21 protein-coding genes and 1 tRNA gene are annotated in these 19,831 nt (G+C 59.3%); 11 read left to right on the forward strand and 11 right to left on the reverse strand.

Translation table 11 applies throughout. From position 1 onward, the window contains the following. Positions 1 to 141 precede the first annotated feature (141 nt). Positions 142 to 633 (forward strand): Holliday junction resolvase RuvX, encoded by a 492-nt coding sequence (gene ruvX / locus FHT87_RS22270; protein ID WP_183804883.1) that lies wholly within the window; start codon positions 142 to 144, stop codon positions 631 to 633. On the opposite strand, the gene FHT87_RS22275 is transcribed toward ruvX, so the two are convergent. The 3 genes from FHT87_RS22275 to FHT87_RS22285 all read right to left on the reverse strand — a co-directional run bounded on the left by FHT87_RS22275 (position 573) and on the right by FHT87_RS22285 (position 1,852). Further along, positions 573 to 902 carry a DUF6105 family protein gene (locus FHT87_RS22275; RefSeq protein WP_183804885.1) on the reverse strand — a complete coding sequence of 110 codons (330 nt, stop codon included), beginning with the start codon at positions 900 to 902 and terminating at the stop codon, positions 573 to 575. The genes ruvX and FHT87_RS22275 overlap by 61 nt on opposite strands. Then, positions 899 to 1,072, reverse strand: a complete 174-nt coding sequence (locus FHT87_RS22280) for a hypothetical protein (protein ID WP_183729705.1) — start codon at positions 1,070 to 1,072, stop codon at positions 899 to 901. Before FHT87_RS22280 ends, FHT87_RS22275 begins: the two co-directional genes overlap by 4 nt. 120 nt (positions 1,073 to 1,192) lie before the next feature. Then, on the reverse strand, positions 1,193 to 1,852 hold the full coding sequence (locus FHT87_RS22285; protein WP_183804887.1) for a TetR/AcrR family transcriptional regulator: 660 nt from the start codon (positions 1,850 to 1,852) through the stop codon (positions 1,193 to 1,195). Between the two features lie 247 nt (positions 1,853 to 2,099). Between FHT87_RS22285 and map the strand changes: the two genes are divergently transcribed. The 5 genes from map to FHT87_RS22310 all read left to right on the forward strand — a co-directional run bounded on the left by map (position 2,100) and on the right by FHT87_RS22310 (position 8,020). Beyond that, positions 2,100 to 2,936 (forward strand): type I methionyl aminopeptidase, encoded by an 837-nt coding sequence (gene map, locus FHT87_RS22290; protein WP_183804889.1) that lies wholly within the window; start codon positions 2,100 to 2,102, stop codon positions 2,934 to 2,936. An 8-nt stretch (positions 2,937 to 2,944) separates the two neighbouring features. Next, positions 2,945 to 3,760 carry a DNA repair protein RadC gene (radC, locus tag FHT87_RS22295; protein ID WP_183804891.1) on the forward strand — a complete coding sequence of 272 codons (816 nt, stop codon included), beginning with the start codon at positions 2,945 to 2,947 and terminating at the stop codon, positions 3,758 to 3,760. Positions 3,761 to 3,832: 72 nt separating this feature from the next. Then, a complete protein-coding gene (locus FHT87_RS22300) occupies positions 3,833 to 4,423 on the forward strand; it encodes a dual specificity protein phosphatase family protein (RefSeq protein ID WP_183729717.1) in 591 nt (196 codons plus the stop codon). 97 nt (positions 4,424 to 4,520) lie between these two features. Next, complete coding sequence (gene sthA, locus FHT87_RS22305) at positions 4,521 to 5,927, forward strand: Si-specific NAD(P)(+) transhydrogenase (RefSeq protein ID WP_183804893.1); 1,407 nt, start codon at positions 4,521 to 4,523, stop codon at positions 5,925 to 5,927. A 311-nt stretch (positions 5,928 to 6,238) separates the two neighbouring features. Further along, entirely contained in the window at positions 6,239 to 8,020 is a 1,782-nt protein-coding gene (locus FHT87_RS22310) for a radical SAM protein (protein ID WP_183804895.1), read from the forward strand. Between the two features lie 102 nt (positions 8,021 to 8,122). Here the strand turns inward: FHT87_RS22310 and tig are convergent, their stop codons facing one another. From tig to FHT87_RS22330, 4 genes are all read right to left on the reverse strand, one after another. Next, positions 8,123 to 9,619 carry a trigger factor gene (gene tig, locus FHT87_RS22315; RefSeq protein ID WP_183804897.1) on the reverse strand — a complete coding sequence of 499 codons (1,497 nt, stop codon included), beginning with the start codon at positions 9,617 to 9,619 and terminating at the stop codon, positions 8,123 to 8,125. A 186-nt stretch (positions 9,620 to 9,805) separates the two neighbouring features. Next, positions 9,806 to 9,890, reverse strand: a tRNA-Leu gene (locus FHT87_RS22320). Between the two features lie 154 nt (positions 9,891 to 10,044). Beyond that, on the reverse strand, positions 10,045 to 10,635 hold the full coding sequence (locus FHT87_RS22325; protein ID WP_183729729.1) for a GDYXXLXY domain-containing protein: 591 nt from the start codon (positions 10,633 to 10,635) through the stop codon (positions 10,045 to 10,047). Further along, positions 10,632 to 11,735, reverse strand: a complete 1,104-nt coding sequence (locus FHT87_RS22330; protein WP_183729732.1) for a DUF2157 domain-containing protein — start codon at positions 11,733 to 11,735, stop codon at positions 10,632 to 10,634. Before FHT87_RS22330 ends, FHT87_RS22325 begins: the two co-directional genes overlap by 4 nt. Before the next feature lie 855 nt (positions 11,736 to 12,590). On the opposite strand from FHT87_RS22330, the gene FHT87_RS22335 reads away from it, so the two are divergent. The 5 genes from FHT87_RS22335 (at position 12,591) to trmFO (ending at position 15,368) form a co-directional block, all read left to right on the forward strand. After that, positions 12,591 to 12,737, forward strand: coding sequence for a DUF1127 domain-containing protein (locus FHT87_RS22335; protein ID WP_003558908.1), 147 nt, complete (start codon positions 12,591 to 12,593; stop codon positions 12,735 to 12,737). A 294-nt stretch (positions 12,738 to 13,031) separates the two neighbouring features. Next, complete coding sequence (locus FHT87_RS22340) at positions 13,032 to 13,175, forward strand: DUF1127 domain-containing protein (RefSeq protein WP_112568191.1); 144 nt, start codon at positions 13,032 to 13,034, stop codon at positions 13,173 to 13,175. A 124-nt stretch (positions 13,176 to 13,299) separates the two neighbouring features. Beyond that, on the forward strand, positions 13,300 to 13,539 hold the full coding sequence (locus FHT87_RS22345; RefSeq protein ID WP_183729735.1) for a hypothetical protein: 240 nt from the start codon (positions 13,300 to 13,302) through the stop codon (positions 13,537 to 13,539). A gap of 4 nt (positions 13,540 to 13,543) precedes the next feature. After that, positions 13,544 to 13,858 (forward strand): hypothetical protein, encoded by a 315-nt coding sequence (locus tag FHT87_RS22350; protein ID WP_183731041.1) that lies wholly within the window; start codon positions 13,544 to 13,546, stop codon positions 13,856 to 13,858. 76 nt (positions 13,859 to 13,934) lie between these two features. Further along, complete coding sequence (gene trmFO, locus FHT87_RS22355; protein ID WP_183804899.1) at positions 13,935 to 15,368, forward strand: methylenetetrahydrofolate--tRNA-(uracil(54)-C(5))-methyltransferase (FADH(2)-oxidizing) TrmFO; 1,434 nt, start codon at positions 13,935 to 13,937, stop codon at positions 15,366 to 15,368. Positions 15,369 to 15,489: 121 nt separating this feature from the next. On the opposite strand, the gene FHT87_RS22360 is transcribed toward trmFO, so the two are convergent. The 4 genes from FHT87_RS22360 to secDF form a co-directional block, all read right to left on the reverse strand. Continuing rightward, positions 15,490 to 15,957, reverse strand: coding sequence for a hypothetical protein (locus FHT87_RS22360; RefSeq protein ID WP_183804901.1), 468 nt, complete (start codon positions 15,955 to 15,957; stop codon positions 15,490 to 15,492). Positions 15,958 to 16,026: 69 nt separating this feature from the next. Further along, positions 16,027 to 16,875, reverse strand: a complete 849-nt coding sequence (locus FHT87_RS22365; protein ID WP_183729743.1) for a phytoene/squalene synthase family protein — start codon at positions 16,873 to 16,875, stop codon at positions 16,027 to 16,029. Between the two features lie 2 nt (positions 16,876 to 16,877). Beyond that, positions 16,878 to 17,264 (reverse strand): Mth938-like domain-containing protein, encoded by a 387-nt coding sequence (locus FHT87_RS22370; protein ID WP_183729746.1) that lies wholly within the window; start codon positions 17,262 to 17,264, stop codon positions 16,878 to 16,880. Between the two features lie 4 nt (positions 17,265 to 17,268). Further along, positions 17,269 to 19,788 (reverse strand): protein translocase subunit SecDF, encoded by a 2,520-nt coding sequence (gene secDF / locus FHT87_RS22375; RefSeq protein ID WP_183804903.1) that lies wholly within the window; start codon positions 19,786 to 19,788, stop codon positions 17,269 to 17,271. Between the last annotated feature and the right edge of the window lie 43 nt (positions 19,789 to 19,831).

The following is a 19,831-nucleotide window of genomic DNA, read 5'->3' on the forward strand; positions in this document are numbered from 1 at the left end:
TTCGGAGCCAGAATGGTTCAAAGCAATTCCGGCCGGAAAACCGTTTCGCACTTTTTCTGGAATTGCTCTAAGGACATAGCCGATATGGCCGCAAAGAAAAGCGGTGGGCGGTTCAATTTCTTTTGACAGGATGACACGACAATGACGGTGCTGACGATCGAGGAACTGGCCGAAGCACTCGGCCCCGGACAGGCAATTGCCGGCCTCGATCTTGGCACGAAGACGATCGGTCTTGCCATGTCCGATCTCGGACGCCGCTTTGCGACGCCGCGCCCGGTCATCAAGCGCGAGAAATTCACCATCGATGCCGAGACCCTGCTGGCCTTCGCAACGAAAGAAAAAGTCTCAGCCTTCGTCATCGGCCTGCCGATGAATATGGATGGATCGGCAGGGCCGCGCGTTCAGGCGACGCGAGCTTTCGTGCGCAACATGGAACAGAAGACCGCCATTCCCTTTGTTTATTGGGATGAGCGGCTATCGACGGTGGCGGCAGAACGGGCCTTGCTGGAAATGGATGTTTCGCGGGCAAAACGCGCCGAACGGATCGATTCGGCTGCGGCAAGCTTCATCCTTCAGGGAGCGCTTGACAGGCTTTCCTTGCTGGCGAGATCGGCAGACGATACGGAGGCGTGACGCGCCCTCCACCATGCCGCAATCTGACGGCGCTTACGGAAGCCCATGATGGCGAAGACGACGAGGCTGTCGATGGCGATGGCGCGGGCGACGAGCGGCGGAATTTCCTCCGGCGGCAAGCCGAGTACCTTGCCGTAAACCTGGAATGTCAGGTCATGGACCTGCCGCGTCAGCATGAAGATGCCGAAGTTCAGATCGTAATAGGAAAGCCAGTACCATCCCGCCAAGAAGACGATCGGACCGGCCCAGAAGATCAGAAACCACTTCATGCGGCCTCTCCTTCGTGCTTGCGCAGGACCGGCATATCAAGAGAAACGAGCCAGACCGACGATGCCATTATGCAGAGAACGAGCGTGGGTACCGTGATATCCAGCGCCAGCACGGCGAAAAACATCATCGCCGCGACAAGCAACGCGGTTCTGGCTGCTCTGGTTCCCATGGCTGAACTCGGGCCTACATTCGTTACATTTCTACCTGACACCACACTGGCGGGTTAACCAGCGTCACGCAACGTAAACCAATTGTTAAGGTTAATGCCCGGGCACCTGCTGTGGATTATTCAGCCGTAGACGCCGCGCACCAGGCGCTTCAGCGCACCTGCCGCCTTCTCCCAGTCCTTGCCGTTCTTCAAAACCAAACCCGCGCACTGACCGCCGGCCGCTGCTGACAGCACAAGATGCTGGATGGAGGCGAAGATCAGCGCATTGACGGCTGCCGTATCGATGCCCTTCGGCGGCGTCAGCGAGCCGCGCATGCGATCTAGCCACAGTCCGAGCGCTTTTGAGCGCGCTTCGGAAAGGCGCCTCACCTGCTCGGTATTTTCCGAAATTTCCCAGGCAACGATACGCCGCATCAGAGGATCGTCGCGCAGAGCTTCCAGGAAAAGCAGCGAGAGCCGCTCCATGAGGTCGCCATAGGTCAGGAGGAACATACCGCCGGTATCTTCAGGGATGCGATCTTTGACCCAATTGCCGAGATCGGCGCCGATCGCCTCGACAAGGCCATCGAGGCCGCCATAATAGCGGTAGATGAGCTGTTTATCACAGCCGGCGCGGCGGGCGACGGCATTGATGCCGAAATTCTGGAAGCCTTCTTCCGCCAGCAGATTCTTGGCGGCTTTCAGGATAGCGCGCTCAGTCGCGCTTCTGTCGCGGATGCGCTTTTCAGGTTCAGCAGCACCCGTCTGTTCGAGCACGGCCACGGTACTTTCATTCAGCATTCGGTCAACCCCGGTCTGTCACCAATCGGTGAGTAACAGCGGAATTTTCCGCCTACAATCCTATCTAATTGAGAAGACTGTGGATATTGATGATCCGCAGCTCTGCAGACGCTGGTGGGCGGCCCGGCGGCATCTTCTCATCGCTATGACGCGTCCGAGAAATCTTGCCCATGCGGTTGATCGCGATGGACGAACCCGGCATAGCTGCATTATGAAAAGAGACGACAATTTCTGCTAAGGCCTTGCAATGGTGAATTATATCGAAGCCTCCTCCGCGCCGCCGAAGAATACCGGCGCCATCAGGCTTTATGGTCCCGAAGCATTCGAGGGAATGCGCAATGCGTGCCAGCTGACCGCGCGCTGTCTCGATGCGCTTGCCGATATCGTCAAGCCGGGTCTCGCGACCAATGAAATCGACCGCTTCGTTTTCGAATTCGGCATGGATCACGGCGCTTATCCGGCGACGCTGAACTATCGCGGCTATACGAAGTCCACCTGCACTTCCATCAATCATGTGGTCTGCCACGGCATTCCCGATGACAAGCCGTTGCGAGAAGGCGATATCGTCAATATCGACGTGACCTTTGTCGTCGACGGCTGGCATGGGGATTCGAGCCGCATGTACCCGGTCGGCCAGATCAAACGCGCTGCCGAGCGACTGCTCGAAGTGACCTATGAGTCGCTGATGCGCGGCATCGCCGCCGTTCATCCCGGCGCGCGCACCGGCGCGATCGGCGAAGCGATCCAGACCTATGCCGAAGCCGAGCGCTGCTCCGTCGTGCGCGACTTCTGCGGCCATGGTGTCGGCCGTCTGTTCCACGATTCGCCGAACATCCTGCATTACGGCCGCGCCAATGAAGGACCGGAATTGCGTGAGGGCATGATCTTCACCATCGAACCGATGATCAATCTCGGACGCCCGCATGTGAAGGTGCTGGCGGACGGCTGGACCGCCGTAACGCGTGACCGCTCGCTGTCAGCGCAATACGAACATACCATCGGCGTGACCGCAAATGGCTGCGAGATCTTCACGCTTTCGCCCGCCGGTCTCGACCGGCCGGGCCTGCCGTCACTGAACGGGTGACGGTCTCCATGGCGAAAGGCCCCGTTCCGCAGACCGGCGATGACGAATTGCCTTTCGACATGGACGAGGATATCGCCGTGGACGAACGGGCGTTTTTCGGACAGCCGGCAAAGGCGACGGCTCCCGCAAAAAGAGCCGCCCTGCCTGGCAGGGAAGAACATTATCACGGCCATCGCGAGAGGCTGCGCAACCGCTTCCGTGAGAATGGCGATACGGCGCTCGCCGACTATGAAATCCTCGAACTCCTGCTCTTCCGGCTGATCCCGCGCCGCGACACGAAACCGATCGCCAAGGCGCTGATCGATCGCTTCGGATCACTTGCCGGCGTCTTCGGCGCACCGGCAGCACTGCTGCAGGAAATCAAAGGCGTCGGAGAGACAGTGGCGCTGGACCTGAAGCTGATATCCGCCATTGGCCATCGTGCACTGAAGAGCGAACTTAAAGGCAAGCAGGTGCTTTCCTCGTGGTCGTCGGTCGTCCAATATTGTCATGCGGCCATGGCACATGAGACGCGCGAACAATTCCGCATTCTCTTCCTCGACAAACGCAATGCGCTGATCGCCGACGAGGTGCAGGGGCATGGCACGGTGGACCACACGCCTGTCTATCCGCGCGAAGTGGTGAGGCGGGCGCTCGAGCTTTCGGCAACGGCGTTGATTCTGGTCCACAATCATCCTTCAGGCGATCCCACTCCATCGCGCGCCGATATCGACATGACGAAGATGATCATCGATGCGGCAAAGCCGCTTGGTATTGCCATCCACGATCACATCATCATCGGCAAAGACGGACAAGCGAGCCTCAAAGGCCTGCGTTTGATATAGGACGCCGGCGAGGGCATGAAAAAGCCATTTTGGCGTTCTCCAAGCTGAAGGACTGACAACAGGATGGGAAATATGGGCGTTTTTCCTGGTCGCTTGTACGCGCCGCCGAGCCTTCGATCGCTGATACGGCTGACGCTTCTGCTGCTGGTCATAACCGGTCTCTATCTCGGCTACCTGCAGCTTTCGACCAACGTGCATGCGGTCGTCGATGGCCAGGTGTACCGCTCCGCCCAGCCCTCCCCCGCGAAGCTTGGCGAACTCGTCAAGGAGTACGGCATCAAAACCGTACTGAACCTGCGCGGCGACAGCAGCGGCGAGGCCTGGTACGACAACGAGGTCGCGGCTGCAAAGGGCCTCAATGTCCAGCATATCGATTTCCGCATGTCGGCGACCAAGGAACTCTCCATCGAGGAAGGTCGTCAGCTGATGGCGATCATGGCGGCCGCGCCCAAGCCTATGCTCATTCACTGCAAGGCCGGCGCCGACCGTACGGGGCTGGCTTCAGCCATCTACGTCGCCGGCATTGCCAAGGAAGGAGAGATGGCGGCGGAGTCGCAGATCTCGCTGACATACGGCCATCTGTCGCTTTTCTTCATCGGCGCCTACGCAATGGACCGCACATTCGAGCGGCTTGAGCCGATGTTTGGCTTTTTGAACTCCTAAACTGCACGGGAATACAAACTGTAACATTGACCGGCTACCGATGAACGCGCGACATTTCGCGTCGCAATATGATTCCAATTCCAGTTCGGGGCTAAAGATGTTCCAGTACGATCTCGTGGTAGTCGGCAGCGGTCCGGCGGGGCGCCGCGGCGCAATCCAGGCTGCAAAACTCGGCAAGAAAGTACTGGTCATCGAGCAAGGAAAGCGTGTCGGCGGCGTGTCCGTCCATACCGGCACGATCCCTTCGAAGACGCTGCGCGAGACCGCACTCAATCTTTCCGGCTGGCGTGAGCGCGGCTTCTACGGCCGCAGCTACCGCGTCAAGCAGGAGATCAGTGCCGAAGACCTGCGCCGCCGCCTGCTGATCACGCTCGATCATGAAGTCGAAGTGCTCGAACACCAGTTCGCCCGCAATCGCGTCCAGCACATCCGCGGCAAGGCAAGCTTCGTCGACGCCAACACCCTGCAGGTCATCAAGGACGACGGCGACACGATGACGGTGACCGGCGCCAGCATTCTGCTCGCCGTCGGCACCAAGCCCTTCCGACCTGACTACATGCCGTTCGACCACAAGACCGTGCTCGACAGCGACGAGCTGCTCGATATCGAAGAACTGCCGCGCACGATGGTCGTCATCGGCGCCGGCGTCATCGGCATCGAATATGCGACGATCTTTTCGGCGCTGGATACGGCTGTAACCGTCATCGATCCGAAGTCGACCATGCTCGACTTCATCGACAAGGAAATCGTCGAGGACTTCACCTATCAACTGCGCGACCGCAATATGAAGCTGCTGCTCGGCACGAAGGCAGAAAAGGTCGAGCGGCTTGATACCGGCAAGGTGCAGTTGACGCTCGACAGCGGCCGGCATCTCGTGACCGACATGGTGCTTTTTGCCGCCGGGCGCATGGGCGCCACCGATACGCTGAACCTGCAAGCCGTTGGCATCGAAGCCGACAGCCGCGGCCGTCTGAAGGTCAATCCCGAGACTTTCCAGACCTCGGTACCGAACATCTACGCCGCCGGCGACGTCGTCGGTTTCCCGAGCCTTGCCTCGACTTCGATGGAACAGGGCCGTATTGCAGCGCGCGTGGCGATCGGCGCCGTCGCCAAGGAGCCGCAGAAATACTTCCCCTACGGCATTTATGCCGTGCCGGAAATCTCCACCTGCGGCCTGACGGAAGAGGAAATGAAGGAGCGCGGCATTCCCTATGAATGCGGCATCGCCCGCTTCCGCGAGACCTCGCGCGGCCACATCATGGGCCTCGATACCGGCTTGCTGAAGCTGATCTTCTCGTTGAAGACGCGCCGGCTGCTCGGCGTGCACATCGTCGGCGAAGGTGCGACCGAACTGGTACATATCGGCCAGGCCGTGCTGAACCTGAAGGGTACAGTCGAATATTTCGTCGAAAATACCTTCAACTACCCGACGCTTGCCGAAGCCTACAAAATCGCCGGCCTCGATGCGTGGAACCGCATGGGCGATATAAAGTCCGAACTTTAAGGAAGCGAGGGGAACGCCCTCGCCTTTCCAAGCGGCAGAACGCAGGTCGCTGATATTTAATTTTATTTCTCCGCGGGGCGTCTCGTTGCACGCTACTGGCGATTGCCTGTACCCTGCGCCGATGACCTATATCCTATGTCAAAAGATATTGGTAAGGTCAGCGTGTTCGCACCCTGCATTGTTCTGTTGCGTTTTGCTTATCGCCTTCCCAAGTATGGGGTGCGCCTTTCGACAGCCTGAAATCCATGTCGTAGACCGGCCTGCGGTACCAGTAAATCCAGCAATGCAGACCACAACGAAAGATAGATATTTTGTCCGATACTTCAGAGGCTGCTCGCAAACGGTTTCAGCTCATCCTGATAAAGCCGTCGCACTATGACGATGACGGCTATGTGATCCGTTGGTGGCGGGCAATGATCCCTTCCAATTCGCTGGCAGCCATCTACGGGATTGCCGCGGATTGTGCCGAGCGGCAAATTCTTGGCGCCGATACTGCAATCGACATCACAGTCATCGACGAGACCAATACACGCATCGATTTTGCGGCGCTGCTGTCGCAGTTCAAGCGCAACGACAACTTCGGGATGATCGCGCTTATCGGCGTGCAATCCAACCAGTATCCCCGTGCGCTCGATATCGCCCGTCCGTTCCGCGATGCCGGACTGCCGGTTTCGATGGGTGGCTTCCATATATCGGGATGCCTGTCGATGCTCGACGGTGATGCGATCGGCCTTGAGGAATGCCGCAAGATGGGCGTTTCGATGTTTGCCGGCGAAGCCGAAGGACGGCTGGAGCTGGTGCTGCGCGATGCGGCCGCCGGCGAACTGAAGCCGCTCTACAATTTCATGAACGACCTTCCCGGCATCGGCGGCACGCCGGTGCCTTTCCTGCCGAAAGACAATATCCAGCGCACGCTTGGCCTCAGCACCAGTTTCGATGCAGGCCGCGGCTGCCCCTATCAATGTTCCTTCTGCACGATCATCAACGTGCAGGGCCGCAAGTCCCGTTTCCGCTCCGCCGACGATGTCGAGAAGCTGGTGCGCATGAACTGGGCGCAGGGTATCCATAAATTCTTCATCACCGACGACAATTTTGCCCGTAACAAGGATTGGGAAGCGATCTTCGACCGGCTGATCGAGCTGAGAGAAAAAGACGGCATTCCGCTCGGCCTGATGATCCAGGTGGACACGCTCTGCCATAAGATCCCGAACTTCATCGAAAAATCGAAGCGTGCCGGCGTTACCCGCGTCTTCATCGGTCTGGAAAACGTCAATCCAGACAACCTGACCGCCGCCAAGAAGAACCAGAACAAGATCACCGAATATCGCAAGATGCTGCTTGCCTGGAAGGCGCAGGGCATCATGACGCTTGCCGGCTATATTCTGGGCTTCCCGGCAGACACGCCGGAATCGATCCGCCGCGACATCAAGATCATTCAGGAAGAGCTGCCGCTCGACGTCATCGAGTTCTTCGTTCTGACGCCGCTCCCCGGCTCCGAGGACCATCAGGTTCTCTGGAAGAAGGGCGTCGAGATGGATGCCGATCTCAATATCTACGATGTCGAGCATGTCTGCACGGCCCATCCGAAGATGAGCAAGCAGGAATGGGAAGATATCTACCAGGAGGCTTGGTCGCTCTACTATTCGCCTGACCATATGAAGACCCTGCTGCGCCGCGCTGTGGCGACCGGCATCAAGCTGAGCAGTCTCGTCAAGGTCCTGGTCTCGTTTGCGACCACCGTACCGCTGGAGAATGTCCATCCGTTGCAGAGCGGCCTTCTGCGCCTAAAACATCCCTCAGAGCGGCGCCCTGGCCTGAAGCGCGAACATCCACTGCTGTTCTGGCCGCGTTTTGTCTTCGATACCGCCCGCAAGCATCTCTCGCTTGCCGGCACAATCATCGGCCTCAGCGTTTCGGCCTTCCTGATTGCGCGTGGTGCCGGCGCCAAGACCTATATGGACAAGGCTCTGACGCCCGTGGGTGACGATGACGAAGACGTTCTGGATCTCTTCACCAAGACGGCCGGCGGCACGGCTGCCGTCAGCCACATCAAGAAGGTTGCCGAACTGACTCACACGCGCAAAGCCGTCTGACAAAGTCACCAGGCCGGCGCACGGCCCGCCTGGTTTCAGAGCCCAACAAAAAAGCCCTGCCGCATGCGGCAGGGCTTTCGAATTTCAGCAGGAAAGAGCCGATTATTCGGCGCTGTCTTCAGAAGCCTTCTTCTTCGGAGCTGCCTTCTTCTTCGGAGCAGCGGCTTCTTCGCCTTCAGCGGCTTCGGCAGAAGCCTCGGTCTTGGCGGCAGCCTTCTTCTTCGGTGCGGCCTTCTTGGCGTCGGCCTTGTCGGAAGCTTCGCCTTCTTCGTCGGCGAGCAGCTCTTCCTTGGTCACCTTCTTGTCGGTGACGTTGATTTCGGTCAGCAGGTGGTCGATGACCTTCTCTTCGAAGATCGGAGCGCGGATCGAAGCGGCGGCACCCGGCTGGCTGCGGAAGAACTCGAGGATCTGCTTTTCCTGGCCCGGATACTGACGCAGCTGTTCATAGATCGCGCGCTGCATTTCATCTTCGCTGACCTCGACGCCGGCCTTTTCGCCGATTTCGGAGAGAACGAGACCGAGACGGACGCGGCGCTCGGCGAGCTTCTGGTATTCTTCGCGCGCCTGTTCTTCGGTCGTGTCCTCATCCTCGAAGGTCTTGCCGGACTGGGCGAGGTCGTTGCTGACCTGGTTCCAGATGCCGTTATATTCGGCTTCGACGAGCTTGGACGGGGTTTCGAACTTGTACAGCTCGTCGAGCTGGTCGAGGATCTGGCGCTTCAGCTTCTGGCGCGTCAGCGAACCGTACTGGGATTCGATCTGGCCACGGACGATTTCCTTCAGGCGATCGGCCGATTCGAGGCCGAGCTTCTTGGCGAGTTCGTCGTTAATCTCGACATCGGCTGGAGCTGCAACTTCCTTGACGGTGACGTCGAAGGTGGCTTCCTTGCCAGCGAGGTTCTTGGCCGGATAGTCGGCCGGGAAGGTTACGGTGATGGTCTTCTCGTCGCCAGCCTTGAGGCCGACGAGCTGGTCCTCGAAGCCCGGGATGAAGCGGCCGGAGCCGAGAACCAGTTCAGCGTCCTGATCGGTGCCGCCGTCGAAGGCAACGCCGTCGACCTTGCCGACATAGTCCATCTTGACGCGGTCGCCGTTGGCAGCCTTGCCCTTCTTTTCAGCGTAGTCGCGGGCGCTTTCAGCGACCTTCAGAACCTGCTCGTTGACTTCGTCGTCGGAGATGTCGACGACTTCGCGCGTGACCTTGATGCCCGTGTTGGACTTCAATTCGATCGGCGGGAGAACTTCGTAAGACAGGGTGAATTCGAAATCCTGCTGGGCGGCGAGGATCTTTTCCACTTCGGCCTGGTCTTCCGTCATGTCGATTTCCGGCTGGGTGGCCGACTTTTCGCCGCGGCTGGACAGGATCTGGGTCGGCTGGTCGCGGACGATCTCGTTGACAAGGTCGACCATGACGGACTTGCCGTAAAGCTTCTTGAGGTGACCGGCCGGAACCTTGCCCGGACGGAAGCCGTTGATGCGAACCTTGTCCTTCACGTCGGCAAGGCGCTCGTTCAGCTTGTTTTCCATGTCCTTGGCCGGGATAACGACCTTGATTTCGCGCTTCAGCCCTTCAGCGAGCGTTTCGATAACCTGCATGTCTTCCTACCTTCATTTCAGTGGCGGCCGTGCCCAGACGCCGTTCGTTTCGGTGAGCACGACGCCGGCCAACTGCCGCGCGTGGCTTTTTCTAATTCCTGTTCGTTCCGTTCGAAGCGGAACAGCACTCGCTTTCCGGGTATCCGGGACAACCAAGTTCCAGTCCTCCCGCCCTGCAAGGCAGCTTGGTGCGGGTAGAGAGACTTGAACTCCCACGCCTTGCGGCACCAGAACCTAAATCTGGCGTGTCTACCAATTTCACCATACCCGCGTTCGCAAAACCGCATGCATATGCCTGCGCATGAGGCCTTCCGGAGCGCGGCGTCTCTATATCACCCGATTTAGAACAGGCAAAGGAAAAATGAACGGCAAATGACAGGGATTTTCGGGTAAAAGCGCGCCCCTCCCATCACCCGTCTCGCCTCTCAGTAGAGCGGCTCCTCATAGGCCGGCTTACCGTCGACGACGAGGCTGCGGATCTGCGCGGCACCCGAGGGCGAAACGCTGGCGGCAATCGAAACGACACCCTCGTTGCGGGCCTCCTCCAGCGGCTTGCCTTTGCCTTCCGGCACGTAATAGCGCTCGATCCCGTATTCGACCCGGATGGTTTCGCCGTTATCGGGACCGTAGCTGTAGAAAGGCAGGCTGCGCATCACGACCGTGTCTGACGCGGCCGGCAATTGTTTGAACGACGATTCGACAACACCCCAGAAGCCGTCCGGCTGGCGCCTGAGGCGCACCCAGAGCGTCTGCTCGCCTGCTTCTGCCGGAATGCCGCCTGTCACCGTCGAGACCGGGACGGTAGATATGTCGTAATTCAGCACCACATAGTCGCCCCGCAGGAAATCCCGCGGATCGACCGGCGCCGTCTTGAGCAATATCTCGGTGCCTCCGGCAAGAATTGAAGCGCGGCTCTGTATGATATAGCCAAGGATCAGCGTCTGCAGGCCAGCGACCAGAATCGCAGCAATAATATAGAAGCGGGTGGATTGCGGTCTTGCAAAAGCAAAGCTCATGCGCGTTCCTCCACTCGACCTGCCGAGAAGCGTTTTTCAAGGCGGATGACGACCCAAGCAACGGCTGCCACCACCAGGCCGGAAAACAGGAAGAGGCTCGATGTGCCGAGGATCGTGCCGACCGTCACCGAAGCCAGATAGAGCATCTCAGCAGCGAAAGCGCCGTAGGCCAGGTAGCGTACCGCGCCATTGTTGCGGCCATGCAGCACAATCGCCACAACCGCAGCACCCAGCGTCAGCAGGCCAAGCAGGACCATGCGCCCGCCTTCGTCCATTTCCATATGCAGCAGGAACAGTCCCATAATGGCGACAAGGAAGCTATAGAACGCCGGAGCGGCACCCGCCGTTCTCACGAGCGTGGAAATCGGGCGGACGGGCAAGGCCGTCAGCAGGAACGCCGCCATGCCGAAAACTGCGAAGGCGATCGCCACGGAAATCTCGTCAAAAAGTACATAAAGCCATGCGAGCCAGCCGATGACCAACAGATAGGCGAGATGGCGGGCGCGATCGGCGCCCGTAAAGCGCACCAGCCCGAGAACAACAGCCGCCATCACCAGCGGCGCGTAGGGACCGAAGCCGACCCAACGCGTATCGTAATTCTCGATGTATACGGCAAAGGAGGCCCAGGAGAGGAAGCCGGCGACAACGGTCACCGCGGCCGAGCGGAAAAGGATTGCCGAAACAGTTGCAACGGCAAACCAGAGATACATGACCGTCTGCTCGTCGCCTGAGAGATGATACATCTGGCCGATAAGGGAGATGGCGCCGCCGAAACTGAGGGCACCGATGATAAGCAAACCGTTAGCGGTCGCCAGCGCACCACGTACAAAAAGAAGTGCGGCGCCGATATGAACCGCCCAGATGAGCGCCAGCATGAGGCCTACGCGCACGAGGCGCGGAATATACTCCCAGTTTGAGGCGACGAGCAGCAGCAGGGCCGCGCCAAGCAATATCGCCGCCAGCCCCATCAGCACGCGACCGAGGCTGAAACTTGCCGGGCGCGCGTCATATTCGGCCAGCAGTGTCTCCGCCGTCTTTTCCTCAAGCAGTCCCTTCCCCACCCAGAGCGAGAGATCACGCTCCAACCTGCCGCGATACATGCCCTACCCCGCAATGATCCGCCATATTCGGCTGACGCATTTATAGCGCAGGATCGGCGCACGGAAACGTCGGCATTTGAAATATGCAAATTCCTCCCTGGTCTAAATTGGGGCGACCGTTAACGAAACACTAACCGCGGCATTGCTAATATATAACTACAGCAGAAGAGGCATGCATGAACAGCATAGCCCTCATGACCATATTGCACTGCAAAAAGATCAAAAGTCATACTATTTACCTGTTTATCGAAGCACGGGGATGGCGCCCCGGCCCGGGTTGCCGGATGCCTGCGGACCATTTGTCCGTGACGAGATTCGCAGACGCGCACTCCTCCTCCCAGCGCCCTGCGATAGACTGGCAACACTCCTCCTCCCAGTTGCCAGTCACCATCACGACGCCCACCGGATCCTCCCCCGGTGGGCGTTTTGCTTAATGGATGATTAAACGATTAGCACCCTGCCCTTCCGGGCCTTCGCGAGAATCAAGGTGAAGCATTCGTTAAGCCTCATCCGAGAGCCAGCGACACGGCTTTCGAAGCTCGACCAACGACCAGTTACCAGGACGCGCTGAGGAAGGCGCCAACGGGAGAAAAGCCCCTTCGCAGGTATGGAAGCTGGCCAAATATCTATCCACGAAAGCCGGGAGGCTGAGAAAAAATCATTCTGCCTATTCGTTGACCAGAAAATGGCTAAAGCGTGTGAATCTCGGCCTGAGCTCTGCGAATCACGCATAGGTGGCTTGAAATCTTGGCTCTGTTAGTTCTTCGCGCCGCAACATATATTCTGGTCATCGAATAGAGGTCAGCGCCGAAGACAGGCTGCTGGCAGGATCAAGCCCTAGGAAAGGGGATTAACATGAACTTCTCTCGCTCTTTCAATAACTGGCGCAAGTATCGTCAGACCGTTACCGAACTCGGCCGCATGACCAACCGCGAATTGCATGACCTCGGCATCGACCGTTCGGACATCCATCGCGTTGCTCGCGAAGCTTCCGCCCGCTAAGTACAGGTAATCGCTGCTCCTCCCAAGCAGATTGCCTTCCCAAAACGCCTGCTGCCTCCGCAGCGGGCGTTTTCTTTTTACCTATCGGTCGGACTGCCGAAAAAGTTGCAGAAGTATTAATTCTTGGCCCGCTCAAAAATCGTGCTCTGCATAATTAGCGAGCATCAGATTGCACAATTGCATAGCAGACGCCTTTTATTTGCACTGCACAATATCGATGACCTCGATTATATAGATGTCAACCGCAGAGACAGCGATCCCGCTGCCTGCACAAGACATCTGAGGAAAAAGATCATGAACCCGATCCGCATTGCAAAGAGCTGGATTAGCTACCGCCGCACGCTCAACGAACTTGGCAACCTGTCCAACCAGACGCTTGCCGATATCGGCGTCAGCCGTTACGACATCCGCAACATCGCATCCCGCTCGTTCCGCTAATACATCGAGCGAACCATTCTCCAAGACGGCGCCATCGGGCGCCGTTTTCGTTTTTGGGCTTTGCTCTTTCTTTATCGGAACCCTACAGCCTTCCGTCAGTTCTCCTTCACGAAAGGAGACTACCATGGCAAACCGACTTAATGCCGGCTTTACCGGCCAGCCGGCGAATAAGCCCGAAGGCATTCGCAAAGCTGCTTCCAATACTGCCTCTGCCGTCAAGCGCGAAGTACAGGCCGTTGCAACGGGTGCGGCCGGTCATCCCCATACCGCCAGCTCCGTCGTTGTAGGTATCGGCGTTCTGGCTTTCAGCATCGGCTATCTGCTCGGTCGCCAATCCGTCGAGACCAGCCGTTTCTGGAGGTGACATCATGGCCAAAACCATTCTCGAAAAAGCAACTGACGATGCGCGGGCCGAAGACAGCCCGGCTGCCGACGCGCGTCGTCGCGAAATTGCGGACGAAACCTCCCGAGCACTGGATGCCCGTCGTGAGGGCAGTCCATCACCAAAGGGTGAAATAGACGCCTTCACCACAGACGCTGAAGAAATGAACCCCGACGACCTCCCTAACCTTGCTGCACAACGCGAAGCGGCGCGAGAACATGGCGACGCATACGTTGTTGCTGCCGATCTCGAAGATGCTGACCAGCGCGAAGCATCGCCCGGAACGCGAGAGCAGAGCTAATCACGTTGCGGCGCCGGCCGGCGCCGTTTTCGATTCTATTGTTGGATCGCATGTCCTGGCGTGATATCAGCCGCCGATGATCAACAATTCCTCCTACTCCCCTATCCATGTCATCGGCGGCGGACTGGCCGGCTCTGAAGCTGCGTGGCAGATTGCCAATGCCGGCGTTCCTGTGATCCTGCATGAAATGCGTGGCGTGCGCGGCACGGATGCACACAAGACCGATGGACTTGCCGAGCTCGTCTGCTCCAACTCCTTCCGCTCGGATGACGCTACCAGCAATGCGGTCGGCGTCATCCATGCGGAAATGCGCATGGCGGGTTCGCTGATCATGGCGTCGGCCGACAAACATCAGGTGCCGGCCGGCGGCGCACTCGCCGTCGACCGCGACGGCTTTTCCAATGCCGTGACCAAGGCGATCCAGGAACATCCGCTGATCACGGTCGTGCGCGAGGAGATCTCCGGGCTGCCGCCGAGGGAGTGGGATCTGGCTGTTATCGCCACCGGTCCGCTGACTGCGCCATCGCTAGCGAGCGCCATCCAGGCGGAAACGGGGGAGGATTCTCTTGCTTTCTTCGATGCCATCGCGCCGATCGTCTATCGCGACAGCATCGACATGGATATCTGCTGGTATCAATCGCGTTACGACAAGGTCGGCCCCGGCGGCACCGGCAAGGACTATATCAACTGCCCGATGACCGAAGAGCAGTACAATGCCTTTGTCGACGCGCTGATTGCCGGTGATACCGTCGGCTTCAAGGAATGGGAAGGCACGCCCTATTTCGACGGCTGCCTGCCGATCGAGGTCATGGCGGAGCGCGGGCGCGAGACGCTGCGACACGGGCCGATGAAGCCGATGGGGCTCACCAATGCGCATAACCCGACCGTGAAGGCCTATGCCGTCGTGCAGCTCCGCCAGGACAACGCGCTCGGGACGCTCTACAATATGGTCGGCTTCCAGACAAAACTGAAATATGGTGCGCAGGCTGATATCTTCCGCATGATCCCAGGGCTTGAGAATGCCGAATTCGCCCGGCTTGGCGGCCTGCACCGCAACACCTACATCAACTCGCCCACCTTGCTCGATCCGTCGCTGATGCTGAAATCACGTCCCGGTCTGCGTTTCGCCGGCCAGATCACCGGCTGCGAAGGCTATGTCGAAAGCGCAAGTGTGGGTCTGCTCGCCGGCCGCTTTGCCGCCGCGGAACGCAAGGGAGAACCAGTTTCGCTCCCCCCCGCAACGACGGCGCTTGGTTCGCTGCTCGGCCATATCACCGGCGGACATCTCGTCACCGACGAGGAGCCAGGCAAGCGCTCATTCCAGCCGATGAACATCAATTTCGGTCTGTTTCCCGAGCTTCAACCCGGCTCGATCGTCAAGCCTGAAGGCGTCAAGCGCTTCCGCGGCAAGGACAAGACGATCATGAAGCGGCAGTTGATTGCCAAGCGAGCGCTTGCAGATTGCGCCGCCTGGCTGGGTCAGGACGTCAAGCTCGCCGAAAGCATCTGAGCCTACATTTTGTTTTGACCAAAGCACGTCGCGATCTTTCAGATTCGCTCGCCGTGCTTTAGGTCTTTGTTTTTACGCGTGTCGATATCGCAAAACCGCGCACACTTTTGCGCGACACGCTTTAATGGCCGTTTGCGGCGGACGAATTCGGCGCAGGCAATTCCTTATCCGGCTCGGCAACATAATTGCCGAGCAGCCAGAGCGACACTTCCGACGCCTCCTTGGCCGAAGCGAACTCGTAAGTGCCGTTGTGAGAGGGCGCATTGACAAATTCGATGCTCAGGCCCCTGCCCGTTTCGGAAGCAAGAACGCGCACCGTTCCCGGCTCGATCAGATGACAGGCGAAGTGACGCGACATGTTGCGCATGAAGCCGGCCTTGTTATCGTGCAGACGAACGAAGACGGCCTGACCGTCAACCGTCGCCTGAAGCTGGCGGATCGCTTCATTGGGGAATGCACGGCCGAACTCGATGATGGCAAGGCCCGTGTCGTGCAGACCATCTTCCTTGTTCTGAGCAGCCATGCGCGTCGCCACGAAGGCGAAGAAGATGACGATGGCGAAAAGAACGCACCAGACGATAATGCCCACGCGGATTCTCCGTTTAGAATGGGGTTATGCCTGACATAACGCGCGAGACTTGCGCGAGTTTGACCGTCGTCAGATTTTCTTACGCATGCCCGCAAGAGCCATGCGCATCTGACGACGCCATTGCGGCTCCTGCAGAGAGCCTTCCAAAACGGCAGCACCGCGCTTCTGCGCTTTCACCAGCACCGGTTCCGCAAGCGCAACCGGCAGGAAGGCCGGCACGATAACCGGCGACAGCGCAGAGGCCCTCGCCTTGGCAAGGTGATCGCGGCCGAGCCCGGCAAAAGCTTCGATGGCCGCAGAGATGCGCGGCCTGTCCGTACCAGCCAGGAACGTCTCCCGGTCGAGACCCGTCGCCGAGAGAATTTCGAGCGGGATATAGACCTGGCCGCGGCGTTGATGGAGCGGCATCAAAAGCAGCATGCCTGATATCGCCTGCGCCACACCGGCATGACCGGCAGCATCGGCGGATTTTGTCGCGTCTTCCGGCGAAAGGACAAGGCTCGCAAGCTGAATCAGCGCCGAGGCCGTTTCACCCGCATAGCCTTCGAGCGAGGTGCGGCTTTCCATCGGGTCGTCGTAGAGGTCGAATATCCGCGCTTCGATCATGTTGACGAGCGTCTGGCGCGGAAGCCGATGCGTCTCGACGGCCGTAAGAAGGGCCGCGGCAAGAGGATTGGCCTCGGTCGAACCGTGCGCATTCCCCTCCAGAAGGTCGCGCCAGTATTGCATGCGGATCTCGCCGGGCAGCGGCTCGTGGACGAGATCGCGGATGCGGGCGAGCTCGGCATTGAAGGCATAAAGGGCAGCGAGCGCACCGCGCTTGGCCTCGGGCGACAGCAGGCAGGCAAGATAGCGGTCGCGATCGGTGTCGCGCAGCATCGCCAGGCTGATATCCTGGTTCGTCTTCACATCGGACATGATCAGACCGCGATCAGGGCGGCGGCGACGGCGCGCTGTTCGGAAAGCATGATGTTGAAGGTGCGCACGGCGGCACCCGTGCTCATCGGATCTGAGGAAATGCCGCGCGCTTTGAGGGCGGCACGCAATTCCGCGGGCAGACGGCGAAGCTCCGTGCCCGTGCCGACGAGCAGCACTTCGATATCGGCGGCTTCATCGAGCACAAGACGGAAATTCTCTACAGACAGCGGCGTCGTCATGTCCATATCCCAGCCGTGAATGCCCGATGGCAGGCAGAGGATGGAACCACGATGCGACATATCCGCAAAGCGGAAGCCGCCATTGCCATAGGTGTCGATGGGAGCGCGGCCCGGGAAATGGGCGTCGCGGATTTCAATGCCTTTTGCCATGGATCTATACCGCCGGCTTGCCGGATTTCATGCTGGTGTCGCCCTCGTCCTCACCGTTCGTGTTCCGGCGCAGCCGGAAGATTATGAGGACAGGCGCTGCTATATAGATGGAGGAGAATGTTCCAAGCGCAACGCCGAAGAGCATGGTGAATGTGAACGAGCGGATGACGGCTCCGCCGAAGATGTAGAGCGCAAGCAGCGCAAGCAAGGTCGTGGCGCCCGTCAGAACGGTGCGCGAGAGCGTCTGGTTGATCGCCGCATCGATCAGGATCGGCAGCGGCATTTTCCTGTAGCGCTTCAGGTTTTCGCGCATGCGGTCATAGACGACGACGGTGTCGTTCAGCGAATAGCCGACGACGGTGAGCAATGCGGCCACGCTCGTCAGATTGAATTCCATGCCCGTCAGCACGAAGAGGCCGAGCATGATGATGACATCGTGCAGCGTCGCGACGATCGCGCCGACCGCAAACTGCCATTCGAAGCGGATCCAGATATAGACCAGGATGGCGAACAGCGAGGCAAGGATGCCGATCGTCGCCAGCATCGTCAACTCGCCGGAGACGGCCGGGCCGACGACCTCGACACGGCGAAAATCATAGTCCTCGGCCAGTTCGCCGCGAATGAACGTCGCCACCGATTGCTCGGCATTTTCGCCGCCGTCCTGCGAGCCTACGCGGATCAGGGCGTTGGTGGCATCGCCGATTCGCTCGACGCGCACCGGTCCGAGGTTCAACTCGTTCAGACGGGCGCTGAGATCGGCAATATCGGCATTGCCCTGCTTCGCTTTGACCTCGACCAGCGAACCGCCGGTGAAGTCGATGCCGAGCTGCAGGCCGACCGAGGCGAAGGCGAGCATTGCGGCGATGCAAAGTGCCGCCGATGCCGTGAAGACATAGCGGCGAATGCCCATGAAACGAATATTGGCATGCTCGAACAGGCTTGCCAGCGCGCTCTTCGGCAGATGGCGGGGATGCCGCTTCGCCAGCCAGGCGGCGACGAAGCCGTGCGTCAGCGTGAAGGCCGTCAGGATGGTCGTGAGGATGCCGACGGCCAGCGTCACGGCAAAGCCGCGAATGGATTCGCTGCCGACGAAAAACAGAATGACGGCGGCGATGAAGATCGTGACGTTAGCATCGACGATGGTGGCGAAAGCACGCGAGAAGCCGCGCTCGACCGCCTGGGCGAAGGTCGTATGCGGCACCCTCGCTTCTTCGCGGATGCGCTCATAGATCAGCACGTTGGAATCCACCGCCATGCCGACGATCAGCACGAGGCCGGCAATGCCCGGAAGCGTCAGCGTCGCGCCGGCAACGCTTAAGACCGCAACGATCAGCACCAGATTGAAGACCAGTGAAACGACGGCGATGATGCCGAGCATACGATAGAGCGCGATCATCAGCACAGCGACGAGCACCACCGCGACAATGCCGGCAATCAGACCGGAGAAAACGGATTCGGAACCGAAGAGCGGGCTGACAGTGCGCTCCTCGACGGCCGTCAACGTTGCAGGCAGCGCGCCGGCCCGAAGCATGACGGCCAGATCCTCAACGCCCTCTTCGGAGAAATTGGCGGCAATCTCACCGCGTCCGTCTGTGATCGGCGCTTCGATGACGGGGCTTGCCATCACCTGATCGTCGAAGACGATGGCGAGATGCTTTCCGACATTGGCGGTCGTTGCCTGTGCAAGGCGCTGCGCAGCCTCGGCGTTCAGCCGGTAGACGACCGCGCTGTCCTGCGTCTGTGGGTCAGTCTTCGTATCGACCTCGGCAAAATCTGCGCCTGTCGCAATTATCGAGCGATCGACGAGATAGGGGACCGGCGGATCATCCAGCGAATAGAGCACCTGCGATGTCGCGGGCCAGCGGCCGGCGAGCGCCTGCTGGCCGGTCATGCTTTCATCGATCAGGTGGAAGGAGAGGGCCGCAGGTTCGTTCAGCAGGTTCTTCAACCGCTCGGCGTCGACGGAGCCGAGGACCTGCATGGCGATACGGTCGTTCCCGTCAGGACGAACGGTGAAATTCTCCATTCCAAAGCCGGCGATGCGGCGGGCGACGATATCGAGGGAGCGCGTCTGCGCCGCTACCGTATCGGCATCGATCGCCTTGTCGGAGATCTGCAGCGTCAATTGGCCATCATTGCTCTGCTGGAGAGCAACATTGGCCGATGTCAGTGATTTCAGAAGATCGGCGGCAGCCTGAAGCTGGGCCGGATCGGTGATCTTGACCGTCACCGTCTGGCCGGTTCCTGTGAGCCCGGTATAGCGGATGCCGGCGCCACGGAGCTTGTCACGAACGCCGGCGACCGTTTTTTCGAGCCGGTCTCGGATGATATCCGCGCGCTCGAGGCGAAATACGATGTAGGAGCCGCCCTGCAGATCGAGACCGAGCGTGATACGGTCCTGCCGGACCCACCCTGGCAGGGAGGAAAGCTGCGCCTGGCTCAGAAGATTAGGCGCAGCGACGACAATAGCGGCAATCGCGACCAACCAGATCAGAAGTGTTTTCAAGCGGGAAAAATGGTGCATTCTCTCGACTATCTTCCGATCCGGCGGGTGTTGCTATTGCATA

It is taken from the genome of Rhizobium sp. BK316 (genome assembly GCF_014193695.1).
Classification (GTDB): domain Bacteria; phylum Pseudomonadota; class Alphaproteobacteria; order Rhizobiales; family Rhizobiaceae; genus Rhizobium.